Raw genomic sequence first — 18,583 nt, 5'->3', positions numbered from 1 at the left:
AAGAGAGCCATGCAGACAACACCTGAAATGCACCTCGAACACGAACAGGCAACGCCTTCCTCGTGGCTTGATCGTTCTTGGTTCACCATTCAGACGCTTGATTGGGCATGGGTGATTTTTGGCGTGCTGATGGTGGCTGTTGTGCTTACCCGTTTTTGGGACCTGGGCACGCGCGCGTTGCACCACGACGAAAGTTTGCACGCTGTTTTCTCGTGGTATCTCTACATTGGAAACGGCTACCAGCACGACCCCTTGATGCATGGTCCCTTTCTCTTCCACTTCACGGCGCTCATCTTCTGGCTGTTTGGTGATAGCGACTTCACCGTGCGGGTGGGGCCGGCGCTGTTTGGCGTGGCGATTGCCGCAGCGCCCTGGCTCTTCATGCGCGATTGGCTGGGGCGGCGTGGGGCGCTGGCGGCGGTCGCGCTCACGCTGATTTCGCCCACGATTTTGTACTACTCGCGCTTCATTCGCCATGACATTTTCGCGCTGGGGTGGACGGTGCTCATTGTATATGCCGTGTTCAAATATCTGGAAACGGGGCGCGAGCGATACTTTTTACTGATTGCGGTTGGCATGGCGTTCTTCTATTCCACGAAGGAAAACGCCTACATTTTTAGTGCGTTGCTTTGGCCGTTTTTGTTGCTCATCGTGGCGTTCCAGTGGTCGCGCGCCCGTGCTCTGCGAGAATCGCGCGCGTGGCATATTGTCGTCACGATGGCGGCGTTGCTTTTGCCCTTTACCACGGCGCTTGTGGTTGAAGTGGTGTTTGGCAATTGGTTCGGTTTGGGATGGGATGCGCTCGACTATTCGCCGGCGGGGATTACACGCAGCCTGCTCTTCTTTGGCGTGTTGTGGCTGATTGGTGCAGGGGTGGCGGCGGTGTTGTTCGATATTCGCCGTTTTCTCACCTTTGCCGCTCTCTTCTACGCGATTTTCTTACTGCTGCACACCACCTTTTTGACCAACCCCTTTGGCGTGGTGACAGGTTTTGTCGGGGCGCTGGGCTACTGGCTCGACCAGCACGATGTCCAGCGTGGCGGGCAGCCGTGGTACTACTACCTGCTCCTGCTCTGGCTGTATGAGTACATGGCGTTGGCGATTGGGCTTTTTGCCGGCACTTGGTTGATGTTCTGGAAGCGCCCCCAAGGCAAGCCGTTGGACGAACATGCCCAGATACGTGTGCAGGGCGTCTTCCCCATTTTTCTGCTCTGGTGGCTGGTGACGTCGTTCATTGCCTACAGCATTGCGGGTGAAAAGATGCCCTGGCTGAGCGTGCACATGAGTTTGCCCGCGATTTGGCTGGCGGCGTGGACGATTGGGCACTTTCTGGACGAGGTGGAGTGGTCGGCGATACGCGCCGAGGGTGTTTGGTTTGCGCTGGCGTTTCTCGTCGCAACGCTCGCGGCCATGACCCTGCTCTACTGGGGGCTGCGGAGTGAGTGGCCCTTGCAAGGCACCACCCGCGAAGCGCTGACCGTGACGATGGGCTGGCTGGCGGCGCTGCTCATTCTGGGCATAACAGGGTGGCTGGCGTGGCGGCTCTGGCGGCAAATTGGCGACAAAACCGCCGGCGACGCGGTCATGTTGGTGTTGCTGGTGGTGTTGGCGGCTTCCACCTGGCGCTATGCGTGGCTGGCTTCGTTCGTGCATGGCGATATTCCGCGCGAGATGCTCATTTACACGCAAACCGCGCCCGACGTGACCATGGTCACCGAGGATTTGAAAGCCCTCTCCCAGCGCCTGACCGGCGGGCTGGACATGGTGGTCGCCTACGATAGCGGCGCGTCCTGGCCGTTTGAATGGTATTTGCGCAACTTCCCCAACAAACGCTTCTTTGGGGAATCGCCGGGGCCCGATTTGGCGAACGCCGATGTGGTGCTCATTGGCGAAACCTCGCTCTACAGCGAGCGTGAACAGCGAGCGCGTCCGTTCATTCCCAACTACATTCGCCATGAATACAAATTGCGCTGGTGGTTCCCCGAAGAGTACAAAGATTTGATGCTGACGGTGCAAGAAGTGCCCGACCCGAATGACCCCTCGCGGACGGTGATGCAGGCGCTGGGTGAGCGTGATGCCAATATCTTCCATGTGGTGGCAAATGCTTTTCGCTACGCCCGCCGCGCCGATTATCGCCGCGACTTCCTGGACTTCTTGATTTGGCGCAAGTTGAAGCAGCCGCTTGGTTCCACGAATTTCGCCATGTATGTGCGCCCCGATTTGGTGAAGGAGATTTGGCGCTACGGCAATATCGCCGCCGCCAAAGACCCCACGCTGATTCAAGATGAGTACGATGAAAAGATGGTCACGTTGAGCGCGACGCGCGTTGTTGGCGCGTTTGGCGTTGCCGAGGGGCAGTTGAATACGCCGCGCGCGGTCGCGTTTGCGCCGGATGGGCGTCTGGTGGTTGCTGATAGCGGTAACCACCGCATTCAGGTCTTCAACGCGGACGGAAGTTTCGCCTTCTCGTTCGGGACGATGGGCAGCGCTCCCGGTCAGTTCAACGAGCCGTGGGGTGTCGCCGTGGACGCTGAGGGCAATATCTACGTGGCCGATACCTGGAATCATCGCATTCAGAAATTCGATGCCGAGGGGAATTTCATCACCGCATGGGGAACGTTCGCTGATACGCAAGGGCAATTGACCCAACCGGGCGTCTTTTGGGGACCGCGCGGCATAGCCATTGGGCCGGATCATCGCCTCTATGTGGCGGATACCGGCAACAAGCGCATTCAGGTGTTCGAGTTGGACGGCGCGTTTGCCGGTATGTTTGGCGGGGCGGGGAATGGCCCCGGGCAGTTGAATGAGCCGACCGATGTGGCGGTTGCTTCCGATGGCACGATTTACGTAGCGGATACCTGGAATCAACGTGTACAAGCCTTCTCGCCTACATACGCCTTCTTGCGCGAATGGCGTGTGCGCGGCTGGGAGAGCCAATCGATTGTCAACAAGCCATTCATCGAGACGGATGGCGCGCGAGTCTGGATTAGCGACCCTGAGGGGTATCGCGTGATTGAATTTGATACCGCGGGGGCGGTTCAGCGCGTGTGGGGCACGTTTGGTACGAGTACCGATGCCTTTGCCTTGCCGCTTGGACTGGCGTATCAAGACGGGGTATTGGCGGTTGTTGATAGCGACAACCACCGTGTGTTGCTTTTCAATGTGGGTGAGTAAGCGTGTGAGTGGTTGTGTTGTTGTTTGGATACGCTTTGATTGTGCTCATGCAATGTTTGGGGAATTTTTCAAGAAAACATAACTTTCTTTTCTGGTGTGCGTGTGATATAACGTATTGAGGGGACTTGCTGATTGGGGGAACTGCTTTTGTTGAAGAGTGTTGAGCTTCTGGGGGGCATCACAGCAGCTGTTGTGCTGCTGTGGCTGTTCTGGCGTTGGTGGCGACCTCGCCGTATACGCCAGCAACAGCAAGTGGCATATTTGCAAGCGTTGCGGGTGATTGCCCCCCTCGCTTTGCAATACAAACAGCGTATGCCCTATTTGCGCGCCGTCGCCGAGACGTTGACAAGCGTTCCGGGTGTTCGGGCTGTCATCATTCAAACCGCCGACGGTGTGCTTGTTGCCAATAACCTTTCCTACGCAAGCGCCACCCGCCTGATGGCGTCTCCTCATGTTCACGTCAACAACTTCCGTGTTGATACCACCCTTCTTGACGCCGAATGGCAGCAGATTTTTACCAAGATGTCGCTTTCATTTGTTGCCTTTCTTCGGCTGGAAGCCGAAGGCGGCGTGCTGGCTTTGTTATGCAGCGCCCCCATGACGTTCGATAGCCAGACGCGCTTGTTTTTCGAGTCAGTACGCGATGAAATTGTTTCGGGCTTGAAACATATCCGCTTGCTGGAAACACTGCACACCCGTTTGGATTATGATAAGCGCCTGCGCGTGCTCAGCAATCAACTCAACCGCACGCTTTCCGAAGAACAGGTTGTGCGCATGATTGGCGGCGGTGCTCTCAATCTGATTGCAGCCGATGGGGTAGCAGTCTATGTGCGCTTGCCTAACAATCGCGCGTATTGCGCTTGGGCGTATAACGTCTCTCCCCGGTACATCCAACAGGTGTTGCGGCAACTCAACCAGATGCCCGGCAACCAGTTGGTGAAAGGGACTGCGCCTATTCTCATTCCCGACGTGCAGGCGTTGCCGGAGACGTCGCCGTTGCGGCATGTTGCGCTGGAAAATGGGATTGGGGCTGTCGGATTGTGGCCGCTTGTGTACGAAGGGGCGACGATTGCGGCGTTAGGAACTTACTTTCGCGAGCCGCATGTCTGGACGCCGGAAGAGCAGGATGCGTTGATGGCGTATGCGCGCCAGGCGGCAATCGCTCTTGAAAATGCGCGCCATGTGCATGAATTGCGGCAACGTGTCCGTGAGTTGACGAACATTGCCACAGCCAGCGAGTTGTTGCGCGTCTCGACCGAGGTTGATGCGATTGCACAGGTGGTTTGCTACCAGGTACATGCGTTGACCGATATGGATTTTGTCTTCTTTGTTGATCCGCCGCAGGACAATCATGTGCTCCATATTCGGCACGTCGCCGGTGCGCTTCCAAGTTGGCTGCGTGATATCACGTTGCCGCTTCAAGCCGCACATTTAAGTGAAATGGTGGCGCAGTTGCAGGAGCCAAACGTCTTTCGCAATCCGCACAAACACCCGCTTCTCAAAGATTTTGTGCCGCCTCGTGTTGGGTATCTCGTGGTTGTTCCATTACGTGATACACAAGGTGAACTGGTAGGGGTGCTTGTCGCCGGCCAACTGCGTCGCCTGGATAACCGGTATCCTCAGTTTTCTGAGATCCACTATCACATGCTTACCGCACTGGCGGAGATGGCGGGCGCCGCCCTGGAACGTGCGCGTATGTTTGGCGATTTGGAGCAAGCCTACTTCGAGACGGTTCTGGCGCTGGTCAAAGCCATTGAATCGCGCGACCACTACACCGCCAGCCATAGCGAATTCATTGCCCATTTGGCGGAAGCCACCGCCCGCCAGATGGGCTTGCGTGAAGAAGAAGTGCGCCAGGTGTATTGGGCGGCGCTGTTGCACGATGTGGGCAAAATCGCCGTTCCCGACCACATTTTGCGCAAGCCCACGGCGCTGACTGATGAGGAATGGCGCATTATGCAAAAACACCCCGAATGGGGCGCCCGTATCGTTGAGCATATTCCACATTTGCAGCCAATCGCGGCGATTATTCGCGCGCACCACGAACGCTTTGACGGCCGAGGGTATCCCTTGGGCTTGCGCGATGAGCAAATCCCCCTGGCGGCGCGTATCATCGCCGTCGCAGATGCTTTTTCAGCAATGGTTGAAGACCGCGTGTACCGAAAATCGCGCCCGCTTGATGAAGCCCTCGCCGAATTGCGACGATGCGTGGGCACGCATTTCGACCCGCAAGTTGTGGATGTATTCGAGCGTGTGGTGCGCGAGTGGTACACTGCCGAAAAGCGTCAAAAGCGGCGTCTGGCGTGAAACCGAACCCCCATAAATAGCACAAATTGGCTGTTTGCGTCATCTGATTTCCCCTCTACCAACGTACTTTTGAAGAGCCACATCCACATCAATTGGCTTGTGGAAGGAACATTCGCGCAAAGATGCTCTGGACGCAATAGCGTTTGATGAAAAGGAGCCGGTGTTGAGAGCGCTCCACCTTGGCGTGTTGCAAGCAATTGTCTATGCCGATGTATTTGATTTTCCTCTGACCCTGCCCGAAATTCACCGCTACACGGTCGGTGTTGCCGCCACACCAGATGAAGTGGCGTCGGTGCTTGGGCCTTCATCACCCTTGGCGGCGTTGCTCTACCGCGAGGATGCGTTTTTCATGCTTGCCGACCGCCGACACCTTGCCCGGCGACGTCGTGAACGTGCCCGCGCTTCACGCGCTCTCTGGCAACGCGCCTTGATGTACGCCCGCTTGCTTGCCGCCGTTCCCTTTGTGCGCATGGTGGCTTTGACGGGGGCTTTGGCAATGGAGAATGCCACCGAAAACGATGATATTGATTACCTCATCGTGACAGAACCCGGCTACCTGTGGCTGTGCCGCGCCATGGTGATTGCCGTTGTGCGCCTTGCCGCCTTGCGCGGCGATCGTATCTGTCCGAACTATTTTCTCTCAACAGCGGCTCTGACGCTGGATGACCATTCGCTTTTTACAGCGCATGAACTTGCGCACATGGTGCCGCTGGCGGGCTTGGATGTGTATGAGCAAATGCGCCGCCTCAACACCTGGACGAACCAGTTTTTGCCCAATGCCGATGGTCCCCCACAGCACATTCCCCCTTTCACTGCATGGCGTTTCACCCGTTGGGGGGAAGCCCTTCTGCGTTCACCACTTGGGCAACGTGTGGAGCAATGGGAACGCGAACGCAAAGTTCGCCTCTTTACGGCGCAAGGGCGTGGTATTCCCGAAGTCCATTTTTCGGAACACCAGTGCAAAGGGCATTTCAGCCAGCATGGGCAGCGTGCGATGCAGACGTTTGCCCAACGATGGGCGGACGTAGTAGCGGCGTTCAATTTGCCATCATTACACCTTGAATGAAAGGCAAGGGGCTTATGCGACCAGACATTACATTGGTTCATCCACTCTTCATCAGCAAAGACCCCATGGAACAGCGTTTGATGACGCCTTATTTCCCCTTGGGGTTGATGTATCTGGCGGCGGTCTTGCGTCAGCACGGCTATACCGTGGAGATGTTCGATTGCACATTCCGTGAGGATTACACCGAATTTGACGCCTACATGCAGCGCGTCAAACCCCGTGTTGTCGGCATTACGTCGCTTATCACCGTGCGCCGCCATGCGCTCATCCTGGGCGAGATTGCCAAGCGGCACGGCGCAACCGTCATCTACGGTGGTCCCGACCCCACGGGCGTGCCCGAACGTTACCTGACCTATCGCAGTGGCGGCGAGTTTGTCGCCGACTTGGTCGTATTCGACGAGGGGGAATTGACGCTGCTTGATGTGATGAACACGCTCTATCGGCGCGGCAATCCCGCTGAGGATTGGCGCGACATACCGGGGTTGCGTTTGCGTGATGATGAAGGGCGTGTGGTCGCGACCGCCCCGCGCCCACTTATCGCCGATTTGGATACGCTCCCCTTCCCCGCCCGTGATCTCGTGGACATGGACGCCTACCGTCGCGCATGGAAAGCAGCGCATGGCTACTGGTCGCTGAGCCTTATCAACACGCGCGGTTGCCCATATGCGTGCGCCTGGTGTCAGAAAGCCGTCTTTGGGCGCACCTACCGTTCGCGTTCGCCCGAAAATTCGGCTGAGGAGATGCGGCTCATCAAAGAGACGTATGCCCCCGATATGCTCCGTATCGTGGATGACATTACCGGCGTCAGGCGGACGTGGGTGCCACAGTGGCGCGATGCCATTCTGGCGCGCGACGCCCGTATTCCCTTCGAGTGCTTGACGCGCGTCAACCTGGCGACCGAAGAGATGCTCACAGCGCTCAAAGAGGCGGGATGCGTGAAAATCTACTTCGGCGCGGAATCCGGTTCGCAAAAGGTGCTTGACGCGATGCAGAAAGGGGCGCGTGTCGAACAAATTGAGCGGGCGGCGGCGCTCTGCAAACGCATTGGCATTCGCACGTACTTTTTCATGATGGTAGGCTATCCCGGCGAAGAATGGGAAGATTTGCTCGCCTCGGTGCGTTTGTTGCGCAAAACATTGCCCGATGAATTCAGCACAACCATTGCTTACCCCTTGCCGGGCACCAAATTTTACGAACAGGTGCGCGACCGTCTGCTTTTCCAGACCGACGAGTGGCACCTTGATTGGGAATACACCGCCCAAAACCGCTTGCTCTTTCAGCGCGACCGATACAACACGCGCTTTTACCGCTGGGTGGTGCGCTGGTTTCACAAGGAATGGGAAGATGCGTGGCTGTCAGCCGGTAAGCGCGTGGATTGGCGCGAACGGCTCAAAATCAAGGTGGGGGTGTGGGCTATGCGTCTGATGGTGCGCCTGTTGGCACACCTGCCGGGCGCGACTACCATTCGTTTTCAGCCTGCACCGGGGCGGTGAACATGCAGGCGCACAACCACCTTTCGCCACAATCAGCGTTTGATGCGCTTGCGCCTTGCTACGATGCGCTCTTTTCATCGGCGCACAATGCGTTGATGGCATGGTTGCGTCGTGAAAATCTGGCGCTGATGCAGAGGCTGTTCCCCCCAGGGGGGCGCTTGCTCGAAATTGGGTGCGGCACGGGGGAAGAAGCCGTCGCGTTGGCGCGGCTGGGGTACACGGTTTGGGCGACCGATGTCGCGCCGGGCATGGTGGAACAGGCGGCGAAACGGGCGGCTGCCATGGGCGTTCGCGACCGCGTGCACACCCTGGTTGTGCCCGCGCGCGATGTCGGTACGCTGGGCGTTTCTTCGTTTTTTGATGGCGCGTTCACCAGTTTTGGGGCGCTCAATTGCGAGCCCGATGTGCAGGCGTGGGTGCAGGCGATGTTCACGCTTTTGCGCCCTCATGCACCGCTCATGTGCTCTGTGATGAACCGCTGGGCGGTGTGGGAAATGGCCTGGTACGCGCTGCATGGAGAGCCGCGTCAGGCGGTGCGCCGCTTGGGTGGTGGGTGGCGTCAGGCGAGAATGCCTACCGCCGAGGGGCACGCCCTGGTATCGGTGCGCTACTTCTCCGAGCGTGAAATGCGCCGCGTGCTTGCGCCCGCCTTCACCGTTGAAACAGTGGCGGCGTGGCCGTTGCTTCTGCCGCCCCCCTATCTCGATGCGCTCTTTCGGCGATGGCGTGCTTTGTTTGCGCGTCTGGAATGGCTGGAACGGCGTGTGCGTTCCCTGCCATTCTGCCGTGCGCTTGGCGACCATGTACTGGTGATTGCGCGGAGACGTGCCTGATGGGGTGGCGTATACGCTGGCGTGTGGATGGGTTTGTGAGCGCCGCTCCTGTTGTCGCCGATGTCAATGGCGATGGTTTGCCCGAACTGGTGGTCGCCGCGGATGCGCTCTATGCCTGGCGTTGGGATGGGGCGCTGCTGCCCGGTTTCCCCGTTTGGGGACGCAATGCGTTCGCCTCATGCCCGGCGGTCGCCGATGTGGATGGCGACGGCCTGCCGGAGATTGTGGTGGGATGCGACGACAATGCGCTCTATGCTGTTCGCGCCACGGGGGAAAGTGTGCCCGGTTGGCCCTTCTGGACGCAAGGCGATGTGTACAGTTCGCCCCTGGTGGCGGATGTGAATGGCGACGGCGCGCCTGAAATCATCGTGGGGTCGGATGATGGGGCGGTCTACGTCGTGGGGCGTGATGGACGCCCAATCGCGGGGTGGCCGCAACACACGCAGGGCTTCGTCGCGGCTTCGCCTGTGGCGGCTGATGTGGATGGTGACGGCCGCCCTGAAATTGTGGCGGCTTCGTGGGATGGCGGTGTGTACGTCTGGTGCGGCGATGGACGCATGTTGCCCGGTTGGCCCCGTTTCACGGCGCATTTTGTTTGGGCGTCCCCGGTGGTGGCTGATGTCAATGGCGATGGGCTACCTGAAATCATCGCCGCTTCCGATGCGCTTTACGTCTGGCGTGGCGATGGCACGTTGCTGGACGGGTGGCCGTGCCCCTTGCAGGGCTATGCTGTGGCGCAACCGCTGGTAGCCGATGTGGACGGCGACGGTCGGCTTGAGATTGTGCAGGTGGGCGATGCCGTGTACGCCTGGCATGCCGATGGGCGCATGCTTTCAGGGTTTCCGGTGCCGTTGCCCGCTTTTGTCTGGGGGCGTCCTGTGCTGTTGCCCACGCCGGGGAGTGTGCGCCTGGTCATGGGGGCTTGGAATGGCGCGGTGTATGCGCTGGATGTGGCGCGCCCCCGTTTACGTCTGTTGGCGCAACTCGGCGCGCCGCTGTTTGCGCCCTTGGCGTTTGTGCGAGAGACCCAAATCGTGGCGGCGACGTGGGCGGGCGATGTCTGGCTGGGGGACGGCACGCTTCAGGGCGACAGTGCCCCGCCAACAGGCGCAGTGCCCTGGGTGGTGCGCACGCTTTCCCCCACGATGCTGAACCTGCCCGACGTGCCTGAAAACACCCCTCTGTTTGTGCATTTGGCGATACCGAGGGCGCGCCGTGCCGTGTTGTGGTATCACGCTGACCATGAGGATGTGTGGCACCCTGTACCGCTGGTCAAGCATGGCGATGCCTTGATGGGGCTGGTGCAACCGTTTCCTGCGGGGCGCTCTGTGCGCCTGTTCGCGCAACTCTGGCCTGATGAGGGCGACACCCCACCGATACCGGGGCGCTTGTGGAATGGCGAGCCGCCGGCGGTGGGGAAGCGTTTTCCGCCCGCGCCGCAGGTCTGGACGTATCGCACCCGCCCCGTCTGGCGTGCTCGTGTGCGCCGACGAAGCCGACGCCTGTGGCGGCGTTTCATCAAATGGATGGGGCGATGAACGTGAAACGGTGGGCAACGCGGCTTGATACGCTCGCTTTTGGCCTGTTGCTGGTGCTGGCGCTGTTGTTCCCTTTCGAGTTTGTCAAAGCGCCCTGGCGACCATTCCCCTGGGTGGCGATAACCAATGTCGAAATTCTGGTCGCGTTGGCGCTGGCGGGGTGGGGCGCGGCGGTGTTGGTGCGCCGTCGTGTGGCGTTTCCGCACCCCCTTGGGTGGCATGTGGTGGGGTGGTTGTGTGTGGTGGTGTTGGCGGCATTGCTCGCTCCGGCTGAGCGCGTCTCGGCGTTGAAGTTTGCCCTGCGCACAATGCAGGCGGCGATGGTGGGAGCGGCGGCGTATGACTTGTTGCACACGCCCAAGCGTCGGTATTGGCTGTTCGGGGCGCTGGCAACAGCGGGGGGCGTGGTGGCGCTTTTGGGGTTTGCCGAAGCCGCTCAGTGGGGGGCGGTGCAAGCGTGGTTGCTCAATTTCAAGCATGCGCCCACACGCATTGGCGAGGTTGTGCGCGTCAGTTCCACCCTAGTGTATGCCACGGTCGCCTCTATGGTGCTGGAATTGACCGCTTGCGCGGCGCTGGGCATGGTGTTCGTGGGGTCTCGGCGTTGGTGGCGGATGGGGTGGGGCGTGGCGTTTCTGCTCATGCTGGTTGTGCAACTGCTCACGCTGACACGCGCAGGCACTTTGTCGATGGTGGCGGCGTTGGCGTGGTGCTGGTGGTGGGGCTGGCGCTGGCGCTGGGCTAGGGCGCGGCTTGCCGCAGTGGGGGGTGTGGCGTGGTTGGGTGGCGTGTTTCTGTTGCTGGTCTGGCTCAATCCCATTTTGGGGTTGCGCTTGAAAGGTGAATCTGACCGTGTGTGGTATCAGGCGCACTACGCAGCACCGCCGCAGGCAACAGCCGAGGCTGGCACGCTGGTGCATATCCCCGTGCGTGTCTGGAACAAAGGCGTGCGGGCGTGGCACCCGCAGGGGGAATTTGCGTTCGCGCTTTCGTACCACCTGGAAGATGAAGATGGGGCAATGCTGACATACGACGGCATACGTTCGCCCCTGCCGCGTCTGGTTGCGCCGGGGGAGCAGGTTGTGGTACAGGCGCAGGTGCTCGCACCGCCTGAAGCAGGGCGCTACCGTATCGAGTGGGATATGGTGCAGGAAGCCGTGACGTGGTTCAGTTGGAAAGGGGCGCCCACAGCCACAACATGGCTCACTGTGAAGCCCACCCCCGTATCGCCGGATGCGTTGCCGCCCCAGCCACCCCCTTCGTCTGCACCGGATGATGTTCGCCTGGTAGTGCCCGCCCCTGGTCGCTTGACGCTCTGGCGTGTTGCGTGGCGTATGGTGCGGGCGCACCCCGTGTTGGGCGTTGGTCCCGATAATTTCCGCCTGGTGTACGGCGCGTATGCCGGCGTGGCGTGGTGGGATGTGGGCATTCACGCCAACAACTTTTACATTGAGTGGCTGGCGGATACAGGCGTGGTCGGGTTTGTGGTGTTGGTGCTGATGCTGACGGCGCTGGGAAGGCATGTGTGGCGGGGCTTGGTCGCTGCAACCACGGATGAGCGCGGCTTGCTTCTGGCGGGAAGCGCCGCGCTGGTCGCCTGGTGTGGGCATGGCGTGTTGGATTCATTCCATGAATTTTGGCCGACGCTGATTCCTGTCTGGCTAATCGTGGGGGCAACAGTGCGGTTGGCGGATACGTGTGGTGCTCAGGCGGTGCAGGATGCGCATAGGATTTGACATAACGTCATTGTGTGATCGCCCCACGGGCGTAGGGGTGTACACAGCGCACGTTCTGGCGCATGTGGCGACGTTGCTGGATGAGCCTGTGGTCGCGCTGGCGCACCGTGATGTGCAATGGCCGGCGGGTGTGGCGCGTCCGCCGGTGCAGGTTTTGCGTGCGCCATTCGCCATGAACAAAACCGCGTGGATGCAGTTCTGCTTGCCCTGGCAACTTGCTCGTGCAGGGGTGCGTGTTTGCCATTTCACCAACAACGTTGCGCCTCTGGCGTGCCCCGTTCCCATGATTGTGACCGTGCACGATGCCAGCCTCTGGCTTTTCCCCGAATACCACTATCCACGTCGCCTTTTCGCCATGCGTCCACTCATTCCGGCGGTCGCACGGCGTGCGCGCGTGGTGGTGACGGTCTCGCACCAGGCGCGCCGCGACCTGATACGTGTGCTAGGGCTTCCACCTGAAAAAGTGCTGGTCGTGTACGAAGCCCCTTTGCCTTTCTTTCGCCCGTTGCCTCGTGAGGCGGTGGCGCACGTGCGTGCACGCTACCGTTTGCCTGAGCGGTTCGTGCTCTATGTGGGAACGCTTGAACCGCGCAAAAACCTGGCGCGATTGGTACGGGCGGTGGCGCGGCTCAATCAAGAAGGGCATACGTGTGGGCTCGTGTTGGTTGGACCGCGTGGGTGGAAAGACGAGGGCATTTTCGAGGCTGTACTGGAAGCGCGGCGCACGACCGATGTGCGCGTGCTGGGGTACATTCCAATGGAAGATGTGCGCGCGCTGTACAACCTGGCGACGGTGTTTGCCTTCCCTTCTTTGTATGAAGGGTTTGGCTTGCCCGTGTTGGAAGCCATGGCATGCGGGGCGCCGGTCGTCACGTCGCGCGGGGGGGCGCTGGAAGAGGTGGCGGGGGATGCGGCGCTGCTGGTTGACCCTACGGATGAAGAAGCGTTGGCGGGCGCGCTTGCCGCTGTGTTAGAAGATGAAGCCACAGCGCAAGCGCTTCGTGCTGCCGGGCTGACCCATGCCGCCACATTCGACTGGCGGCGCAGTGCGCAACAGATGGTGCAAGTCTATCAGATGGCGCTGGACGCCTAGCCTGGCTCGCGCTTGCCGTCTTCCTCAATTTTTTGCAGAACCCGCGTGCTCGTGTCGCGCACCTCTTGCGCCACACGGCGGATATCGTCATCAAGTTGGTGGGCGTGTTGCCCATAGCCAAGCCGCCGTGCAAGGTAGCGGAAGGCTTCGGTGTCAGCCTGGGGGACAGTCAAATCCTCGGCGTTGCCGCGCACAATGCGCAAGGCTTCAATCAGTTGGCGTAAAAAGATGTGGGCGCTGCGGAGCGTGGCGTATTCCTCACGGTCGAGCAGATGGGCGTCGTAAAGCGCGTGGAGCGCCTGGCGGATATTGGGCACGCGCAGGGCTGGCGAGCGATGCCCATAGGTGATTTGCAGCGCCTGCACTGTGTACTCCACGTCCACCAGCCCGCCGGGGCTGAATTTGGCGTTGAACGTGCCGGGGCGCACCAGTTGGCGGATTTGGCGTTCGCGCATGGCACGCATGGCGGCGACGTCGAAGAGGCGCCCTGTGTACACGAACGTGTCGCGCAGTGCCATGATGCGCGCCCCCAACGCAACGTCGCCCCCCACAGGGCGCAGGCGCACCAGCGCCTGGCGCTCATACGGCCAGGCGGGACCATCGGGGGCAAAGTAGCGCTCGAACGCGGCAATGGGTACCGCCAGGCTGCCCGCGCGTCCGTAGGGGCGCAAGCGCAAATCAATCTCGAAGATGCCCTTGCGGCGCGATTCCAGAAGTTGCAGGAAGAGCGCCACCAGGCGCTCGTAGTATTCGGCGGTGGTAATCACCGTGGGACCGGTCGTCGTTCCGTTGCCCTCATACACGAACAGCAACTCAATGTCCGAAGCAAAGCCCAATTCTCGCCCGCCAAACTTGCCCAATGCGAAAATAGCGAGGCGGGCGGGCGTGTTTGCGGCGGTGCGCGGCGTGCCGTATTGCGTGTGCAAATGCGCCTCGGCGATGTGATGCGCGGCGTTCACCACCACTTCGGCAAGGTCGCTCAATTCGGCGGCAAAATGCTCAAAGGCGGGGGTGCGCCCCAAAATGTAGCGCATATCAATGCGGAACATTTCACGGTCTTTGTACGCATTCAGCACGCGCTTGCGTTCTTCCAGTGTCTGCGCCTCGGCAAGCAGCGTTTCCAGTTCCAGCGTCATTTGCGGGGCGCTTTTTCCCCAATCCAGCGTCTCCACATGCTGCACCACGGGAAAAAGGTTGTCGTGTTGCATGCGCAAGAAGTCTTCCCACAGAAACTCGCTCACGCCCAACAAGCGGGCGAGGGCGTCAAGCACCTTGGGGCGTTCCAGTGTGGCGAATTCGTCGGGCCAGTTCGGATTGGCAAAGAGATTGGCGAGGAAATCGCGGAAACTGCGCAGGGCTTGCACCGGATTGGGGGAATGCGGGAGCAAGTGGGTGAAGTGTTTGACGAGCACGATGGCGGCGCGCAGTTGGCGCAAGCGGTGTTCGTCGGTGATTTTGCGCCCTTCGCGGTCGGTGACCCAAAGCGTGTCGTGAACCTGTTCCCCCTCGGAGCGTACCACCACGCGAGCAATGTCAATGCCGTTGATGGTGAGCGCGTTGCTCAACTCAAAAAGAAACCCCACTGTGTCGCGCGATTGAATGTGAAGCACGGTGTAGTGCGGGTCGGCGTCGTTATCAATCTCAATCTCAACCGGATAGAGCGTATCGGGGATGGGGTGTTCGGCGGCCAGGCGGCTGCTCAACCGTTCGATGATGGCATGGCGGGCGGTGTCGCGGTCATCGCGCAAGAGATGGCGGAAGAGGGCGCGCAATTCGTCTTCATACGCCGACCATGTGGCGAATGAGAGCGTTTCGTTGCCGGCGATGGTGAAAACGTCCACCAGTTTGCGGCGGTGGTGTGTTTGGGTGTCGGGTTCATAGGTGAAGATTTGCCCGTCCAAAATGTTGGCGCCATAGGCAAAGAGCAAACCGCAGATGATGGAAAGCGCCCCACGCGCGTCGTAGCCCACAATCGTGAGCCGCCAGTTCTCGCCGTCAGGCTCCGCATGCACATGGACGGGGGTTTGTTCATCCAGGCTGGCGGCAAAAGCGGCGTGCATTTGAATTTCCTGCGGCGTGAAAATTTCGCGGTAGGATGGCGCCAGGCGTGCCACATGGTCGGCGACGGTGTCGTTGGTGGGGGCGCTGATGGTCTGTTGGGCGTTCGGCAGAAGGTGGCGCTCATACACGCGGCGCACTGCGCTCGTATGCGCTTCGTACTGCGCCAGGAAGTCGTCGGCGGCGTGGTCGCCTTCAAATCCCAGGCGGCGTGCCAGTTGGCGCAATGTGTTGGGGTCGTCGGGCAGGGTGTGGGTTTGGCGAAAATCGCGCAGTTGCAGGGCGTGCTCAACCGTGCGCAAAAAGAGATAGCCTTCGCGCAGGATGCGCTCGTCTTCATCGGAAAGCAGGTGATGCGCCAGCAGACGTTGCAGGGCGTCGAGCGTGTTGGGGGTAAGAATAGCGGGCAGGCGTGCGCCGTGCGCCAGTTGCAGGTATTGCGCGACAAATTCGATATCGCGGATAGAACCCGCCCCCAGTTTGACTTCACCCCACGAGCGCCCGGTGGCTTTCAAAAAGGCTTCGATGCGCGCTTTCATCGCGTGCACGTTGAGGCGCACATCTTCATGGGATTCGTCGGTGAAGATGTGCGGCTGGGCGGTGTGCAAAAAGGTGTATCCCAGTTGCAGGTCGCCTGCGATGGGGCGTGCTTTCAACAGCGCCTGGCGTTCCCACGCGCGCGCGTTTTCGCGCAGATAGCGCTCGTAGGCGGCTTGTGATGGAACCAGCACCCCCACGCGCCCCCAGGGACGCAAGCGCAAATCCACGCGGTAGAGAAACCCTTCTTCGCTGTTGCGTGTGAGAATGTCCACCGTGCGGCGTGCCAGGCGTTCATACGCAAAGCCGTTTTCTTCCGCCAGAAAAACCAGGTCAATGTCGGAGCTGTAATTCAATTCGTAGCCGCCGAGTTTGCCGAAGGCGAGAATGCACAATCCTTTGGGGTCTGTGTTGGTGTCGTTGGCGGCGAGTTGCAACGCCATGCGCACACATGTTTCCGCCAGCAGAGAAAGTTGCTCGGTGATGGTGGCGGTGTCCAGTAGCCCAAAGAAGTCGGCAGCCCCGATGCGCAGCAGTTCCCAACGCTGGTAGCGCCGCAGGGTCAGCAAGGCGTCGTGCCCGTGCGTGCCTTCCAGCGCTGTTTGGCTATCCAGATGAAATTGTGCTGAGCTTTTGGGTGTTGTGAGCGTGCGAATATCGCGCAAGCCTTCGAGCAAATCGGGCGTGCGTTGCAAGAGTGTGGCGATAAAGCGGCTCCCCCCAGAGAGCAGAATGAGCATTTGGACAAGGCGCGGCGTTTGTCGCAATGTTTCCAACAGGTGGGGGGAAGCGTGTTGGAGATAGTGCGCAAGGAACGTACGCGCTTGCTCCGGGTCGGCGCTTTCCTGCAATGTGGCTTCAATCAGGGGAGCAAGCGTTTCCAGCGGGGTGGGTAAATGGACAGAAGGCTTGTGTGTCATGGCTTGCTTGGGCGGTGAGGGTCGGTTGGTTCAGGCAGGCGGCAGGCGTCGAGCCCCAGCCAGCGCGAAAGACGATGACGCGAGCGTGCGATGAGGTGATACGCTGGCTCGAAAAGCGGGCTGAATGGGGCGCAGAGTGTGCCAATCCACCGCCAGGGCGGCGAGAGTAGGCGGAGTGTTTCAAACATGGCACGGGCGGCGCGAAATCGGCGACCCTCGGGCGTGATGAGGTGGACGGCGCGCGCACAATCAGCGCGCGTCAAGCCTGGGGCTACCTCTCCGGGTTCGATGGCTTGGAACGGGACGATATGCAGGCGGTGTTGGCGGTCGCGCTTCCGAACCCATTCCGCCGTCCATTGGCAGATACCGCAATCACCGTCGTAAATGAGGGTGGCCTGATGCCGTCTGTTCATACTGTTGCTTGCTCGCTTTTCGACCTGCACTCTTAAGGAAGAGTATAGCGCCGAACACGTTGTTTGGGTATTGCCTATTGTGCTTTTTCCTGGGAATCCGCTTCTTTTTCAACAAGCGTGCCTGTGCGCTCACGGGTGCGGACGTACCACGAGAAAGCCAGACTGACGAGAAAGAGCACAGCCGAGAGCGCGAGTAGTTGCGGGTTGACGGTTGGGCGTTGGGTTTGCAGGCTTTCTTCAACCGAGGCGCCAAACAGCACGAAAGAAAGCGTGCCGGGAATAGAGCCGATGATGGTCGCGGCGAGGAAAGCGCGGCGAGGAATCCGCAAGAGACCGGCGGTGTAATTCACTGCGTCGTAGGGGATGAACATGAATCGCAGAATCAGAATGGTCTCGAACGCATTGCGGCGCATACGTTCGATATAGGGTTGTATGCGCGCGCTGACGTGTTCATCCAGCAGGGTGGCGCCAAGTGTTTGAGCGAGCGTGTACGCCACCAACGCGGACACGTTCGCGCCGATGATGACGAGCAGAACGCCAAGCCAGGGACCATACAGCGTGCCGCCGATGACGGTCAGTGCCGTCGCTGAAAAGAAGAAAAGCGGGCGGACGGCGTATACAGCAATGTAAAGCAAGGGGCCCAAAGGGTTGTCACGCAAGAACTCGGCGAGTTGTTGGGCAACAGTCAATGGGCTTACGTGATAGTAGGCGGTGTATGCCAGGTAGCATGTCAGCAAAAGCCCCCACGCAAGGAGGGCAAAGCGTTTTGGATGAAAGGACATAGACAGGGCTCCATCCGATCGAAATTTCTTGGCAGGTTCATTCCCTTCCCGGAAAAGTATAGTTGCATTGCCCTTTGGATTGAAGTGGTGGACTATCTTTGCGGCATGCTGACAAGTGAAAAGGGCGATTTGACAAAACACGCATTTCGGATATAGTACCCGACGCTGTCGCACGGAGCACTGCTCGCCGGGTGGCGAAGCCCTCGGAGGGGCGGGAAAGTGAGACAGCAAGCACCTTAGAAGTCTGCAAAAAGTGGTTCCGCGACGTACTGTCAGCCAGACAGTACCTCTCCGATAAAAGAAGCGCCGGAAACAAGTGAAGGCGCTCACTTGACAAGCAAGCGGTTTTGAATACGATCTCCGCCGCGCTTGCGAAAAGCAGATTTTCAAAACTGGCACAAACAAGAGAAAACGCCCATCGGGAGCCGTATCATCCGGTGGGTTTTCTTATGCCGGTTTGCACCTTTACAACTGAATCGTGCCTGGAAAGAGTAAAACGAGCCGTCAATTCCGGATACAGACTCTCAATCGCTACGGCGATAATATTTCACGGAGAGTTTGATCCTGGCTCAGGATGAACGCTGGCGGCGCGCCTAACACATGCAAGTCGAGCGAGCAGTCACGGTCCTTCGG

General features: G+C 59.7%; 11 protein-coding genes and 1 rRNA gene. 9 read left to right on the top strand and 3 right to left on the bottom strand.

What is annotated here, in order from left to right; translation table 11 throughout:
- The first annotated feature begins 9 nt into the window (after positions 1-9).
- The 8 genes from SE16_RS13015 (at position 10) to SE16_RS12980 (ending at position 13,240) form a co-directional block, all read left to right on the top strand.
- Positions 10-3,174 carry a flippase activity-associated protein Agl23 gene (locus SE16_RS13015; RefSeq protein ID WP_054492707.1) on the top strand — a complete coding sequence of 1,055 codons (3,165 nt, stop codon included), beginning with the start codon at positions 10-12 and terminating at the stop codon, positions 3,172-3,174.
- Positions 3,175-3,366: 192 nt separating this feature from the next.
- Complete coding sequence (locus SE16_RS13010) at positions 3,367-5,481, top strand: HD domain-containing phosphohydrolase (protein ID WP_152918073.1); 2,115 nt, start codon at positions 3,367-3,369, stop codon at positions 5,479-5,481.
- Positions 5,482-5,644: 163 nt separating this feature from the next.
- On the top strand, positions 5,645-6,547 hold the full coding sequence (locus tag SE16_RS13005) for a hypothetical protein (RefSeq protein ID WP_152918074.1): 903 nt from the start codon (positions 5,645-5,647) through the stop codon (positions 6,545-6,547).
- 14 nt (positions 6,548-6,561) lie between these two features.
- The gene (locus SE16_RS13000) at positions 6,562-8,040 is read left to right on the top strand and encodes a B12-binding domain-containing radical SAM protein (RefSeq protein ID WP_054492710.1); all 1,479 of its coding nucleotides are present in this window, start codon (positions 6,562-6,564) and stop codon (positions 8,038-8,040) included.
- Entirely contained in the window at positions 7,956-8,873 is a 918-nt protein-coding gene (locus SE16_RS12995; RefSeq protein ID WP_152968835.1) for a class I SAM-dependent methyltransferase, read from the top strand. Before SE16_RS13000 ends, SE16_RS12995 begins: the two co-directional genes overlap by 85 nt.
- Positions 8,873-10,411, top strand: coding sequence for an FG-GAP-like repeat-containing protein (locus SE16_RS12990; protein ID WP_054492712.1), 1,539 nt, complete (start codon positions 8,873-8,875; stop codon positions 10,409-10,411). The genes SE16_RS12995 and SE16_RS12990 overlap by 1 nt, the downstream gene beginning before the upstream one ends.
- Complete coding sequence (locus SE16_RS16635) at positions 10,396-12,147, top strand: O-antigen ligase family protein (RefSeq protein WP_330218588.1); 1,752 nt, start codon at positions 10,396-10,398, stop codon at positions 12,145-12,147. The genes SE16_RS12990 and SE16_RS16635 overlap by 16 nt, the downstream gene beginning before the upstream one ends.
- Positions 12,131-13,240: a glycosyltransferase family 4 protein gene (locus tag SE16_RS12980; RefSeq protein WP_082374206.1), complete on the top strand. Its 1,110-nt coding sequence runs from the start codon at positions 12,131-12,133 to the stop codon at positions 13,238-13,240. The genes SE16_RS16635 and SE16_RS12980 overlap by 17 nt, the downstream gene beginning before the upstream one ends.
- Here the strand turns inward: SE16_RS12980 and SE16_RS12975 are convergent.
- The 3 genes from SE16_RS12975 to SE16_RS12965 form a co-directional block, all read right to left on the bottom strand.
- Entirely contained in the window at positions 13,237-16,755 is a 3,519-nt protein-coding gene (locus tag SE16_RS12975) for a [protein-PII] uridylyltransferase family protein (protein ID WP_054492844.1), read from the bottom strand. The two genes, SE16_RS12980 and SE16_RS12975, sit on opposite strands and share 4 nt — an antisense overlap.
- A complete protein-coding gene (locus SE16_RS12970) occupies positions 16,752-17,168 on the bottom strand; it encodes a thiol-disulfide oxidoreductase DCC family protein (RefSeq protein WP_054492845.1) in 417 nt (138 codons plus the stop codon). The genes SE16_RS12975 and SE16_RS12970 overlap by 4 nt, the downstream gene beginning before the upstream one ends.
- 74 nt (positions 17,169-17,242) lie before the next feature.
- On the bottom strand, positions 17,243-17,950 hold the full coding sequence (locus SE16_RS12965; protein ID WP_054492846.1) for a TVP38/TMEM64 family protein: 708 nt from the start codon (positions 17,948-17,950) through the stop codon (positions 17,243-17,245).
- Between the two features lie 546 nt (positions 17,951-18,496).
- Here SE16_RS12965 and SE16_RS12960 point away from each other — a divergent pair.
- Positions 18,497-18,583: ribosomal RNA gene (locus SE16_RS12960) — 16S ribosomal RNA — on the top strand; the annotation flags it as partial.

Origin of the sequence: Ardenticatena maritima (assembly GCF_001306175.1) — a bacterium.
Lineage (GTDB): Bacteria > Chloroflexota > Anaerolineae > Ardenticatenales > Ardenticatenaceae > Ardenticatena > Ardenticatena maritima.
The sequence above is the reverse complement of the archived record's forward strand: the minus strand, read 5'-3'. Positions and strand labels throughout refer to the sequence as shown.

Bases quoted from the DNA above. Each gene is read 5' to 3' on its own strand.
- SE16_RS13000 (WP_054492710.1), top strand. From the start codon at position 6,562: ATGCGACCAGACATTACATTGGTTCATCCACTCTTCATCAGCAAAGAC.
- SE16_RS12975 (WP_054492844.1), bottom strand. From the start codon at position 16,755: ATGACACACAAGCCTTCTGTCCATTTACCCACCCCGCTGGAAACGCTT.
- SE16_RS12970 (WP_054492845.1), bottom strand. From the start codon at position 17,168: ATGAACAGACGGCATCAGGCCACCCTCATTTACGACGGTGATTGCGGT.
- SE16_RS12980 (WP_082374206.1), top strand. From the start codon at position 12,131: ATGCGCATAGGATTTGACATAACGTCATTGTGTGATCGCCCCACGGGC.
- SE16_RS13015 (WP_054492707.1), top strand. From the start codon at position 10: ATGCAGACAACACCTGAAATGCACCTCGAACACGAACAGGCAACGCCT.
- SE16_RS12965 (WP_054492846.1), bottom strand. From the start codon at position 17,950: ATGTCCTTTCATCCAAAACGCTTTGCCCTCCTTGCGTGGGGGCTTTTG.
- SE16_RS12990 (WP_054492712.1), top strand. From the start codon at position 8,873: ATGGGGTGGCGTATACGCTGGCGTGTGGATGGGTTTGTGAGCGCCGCT.
- SE16_RS16635 (WP_330218588.1), top strand. From the start codon at position 10,396: ATGGATGGGGCGATGAACGTGAAACGGTGGGCAACGCGGCTTGATACG.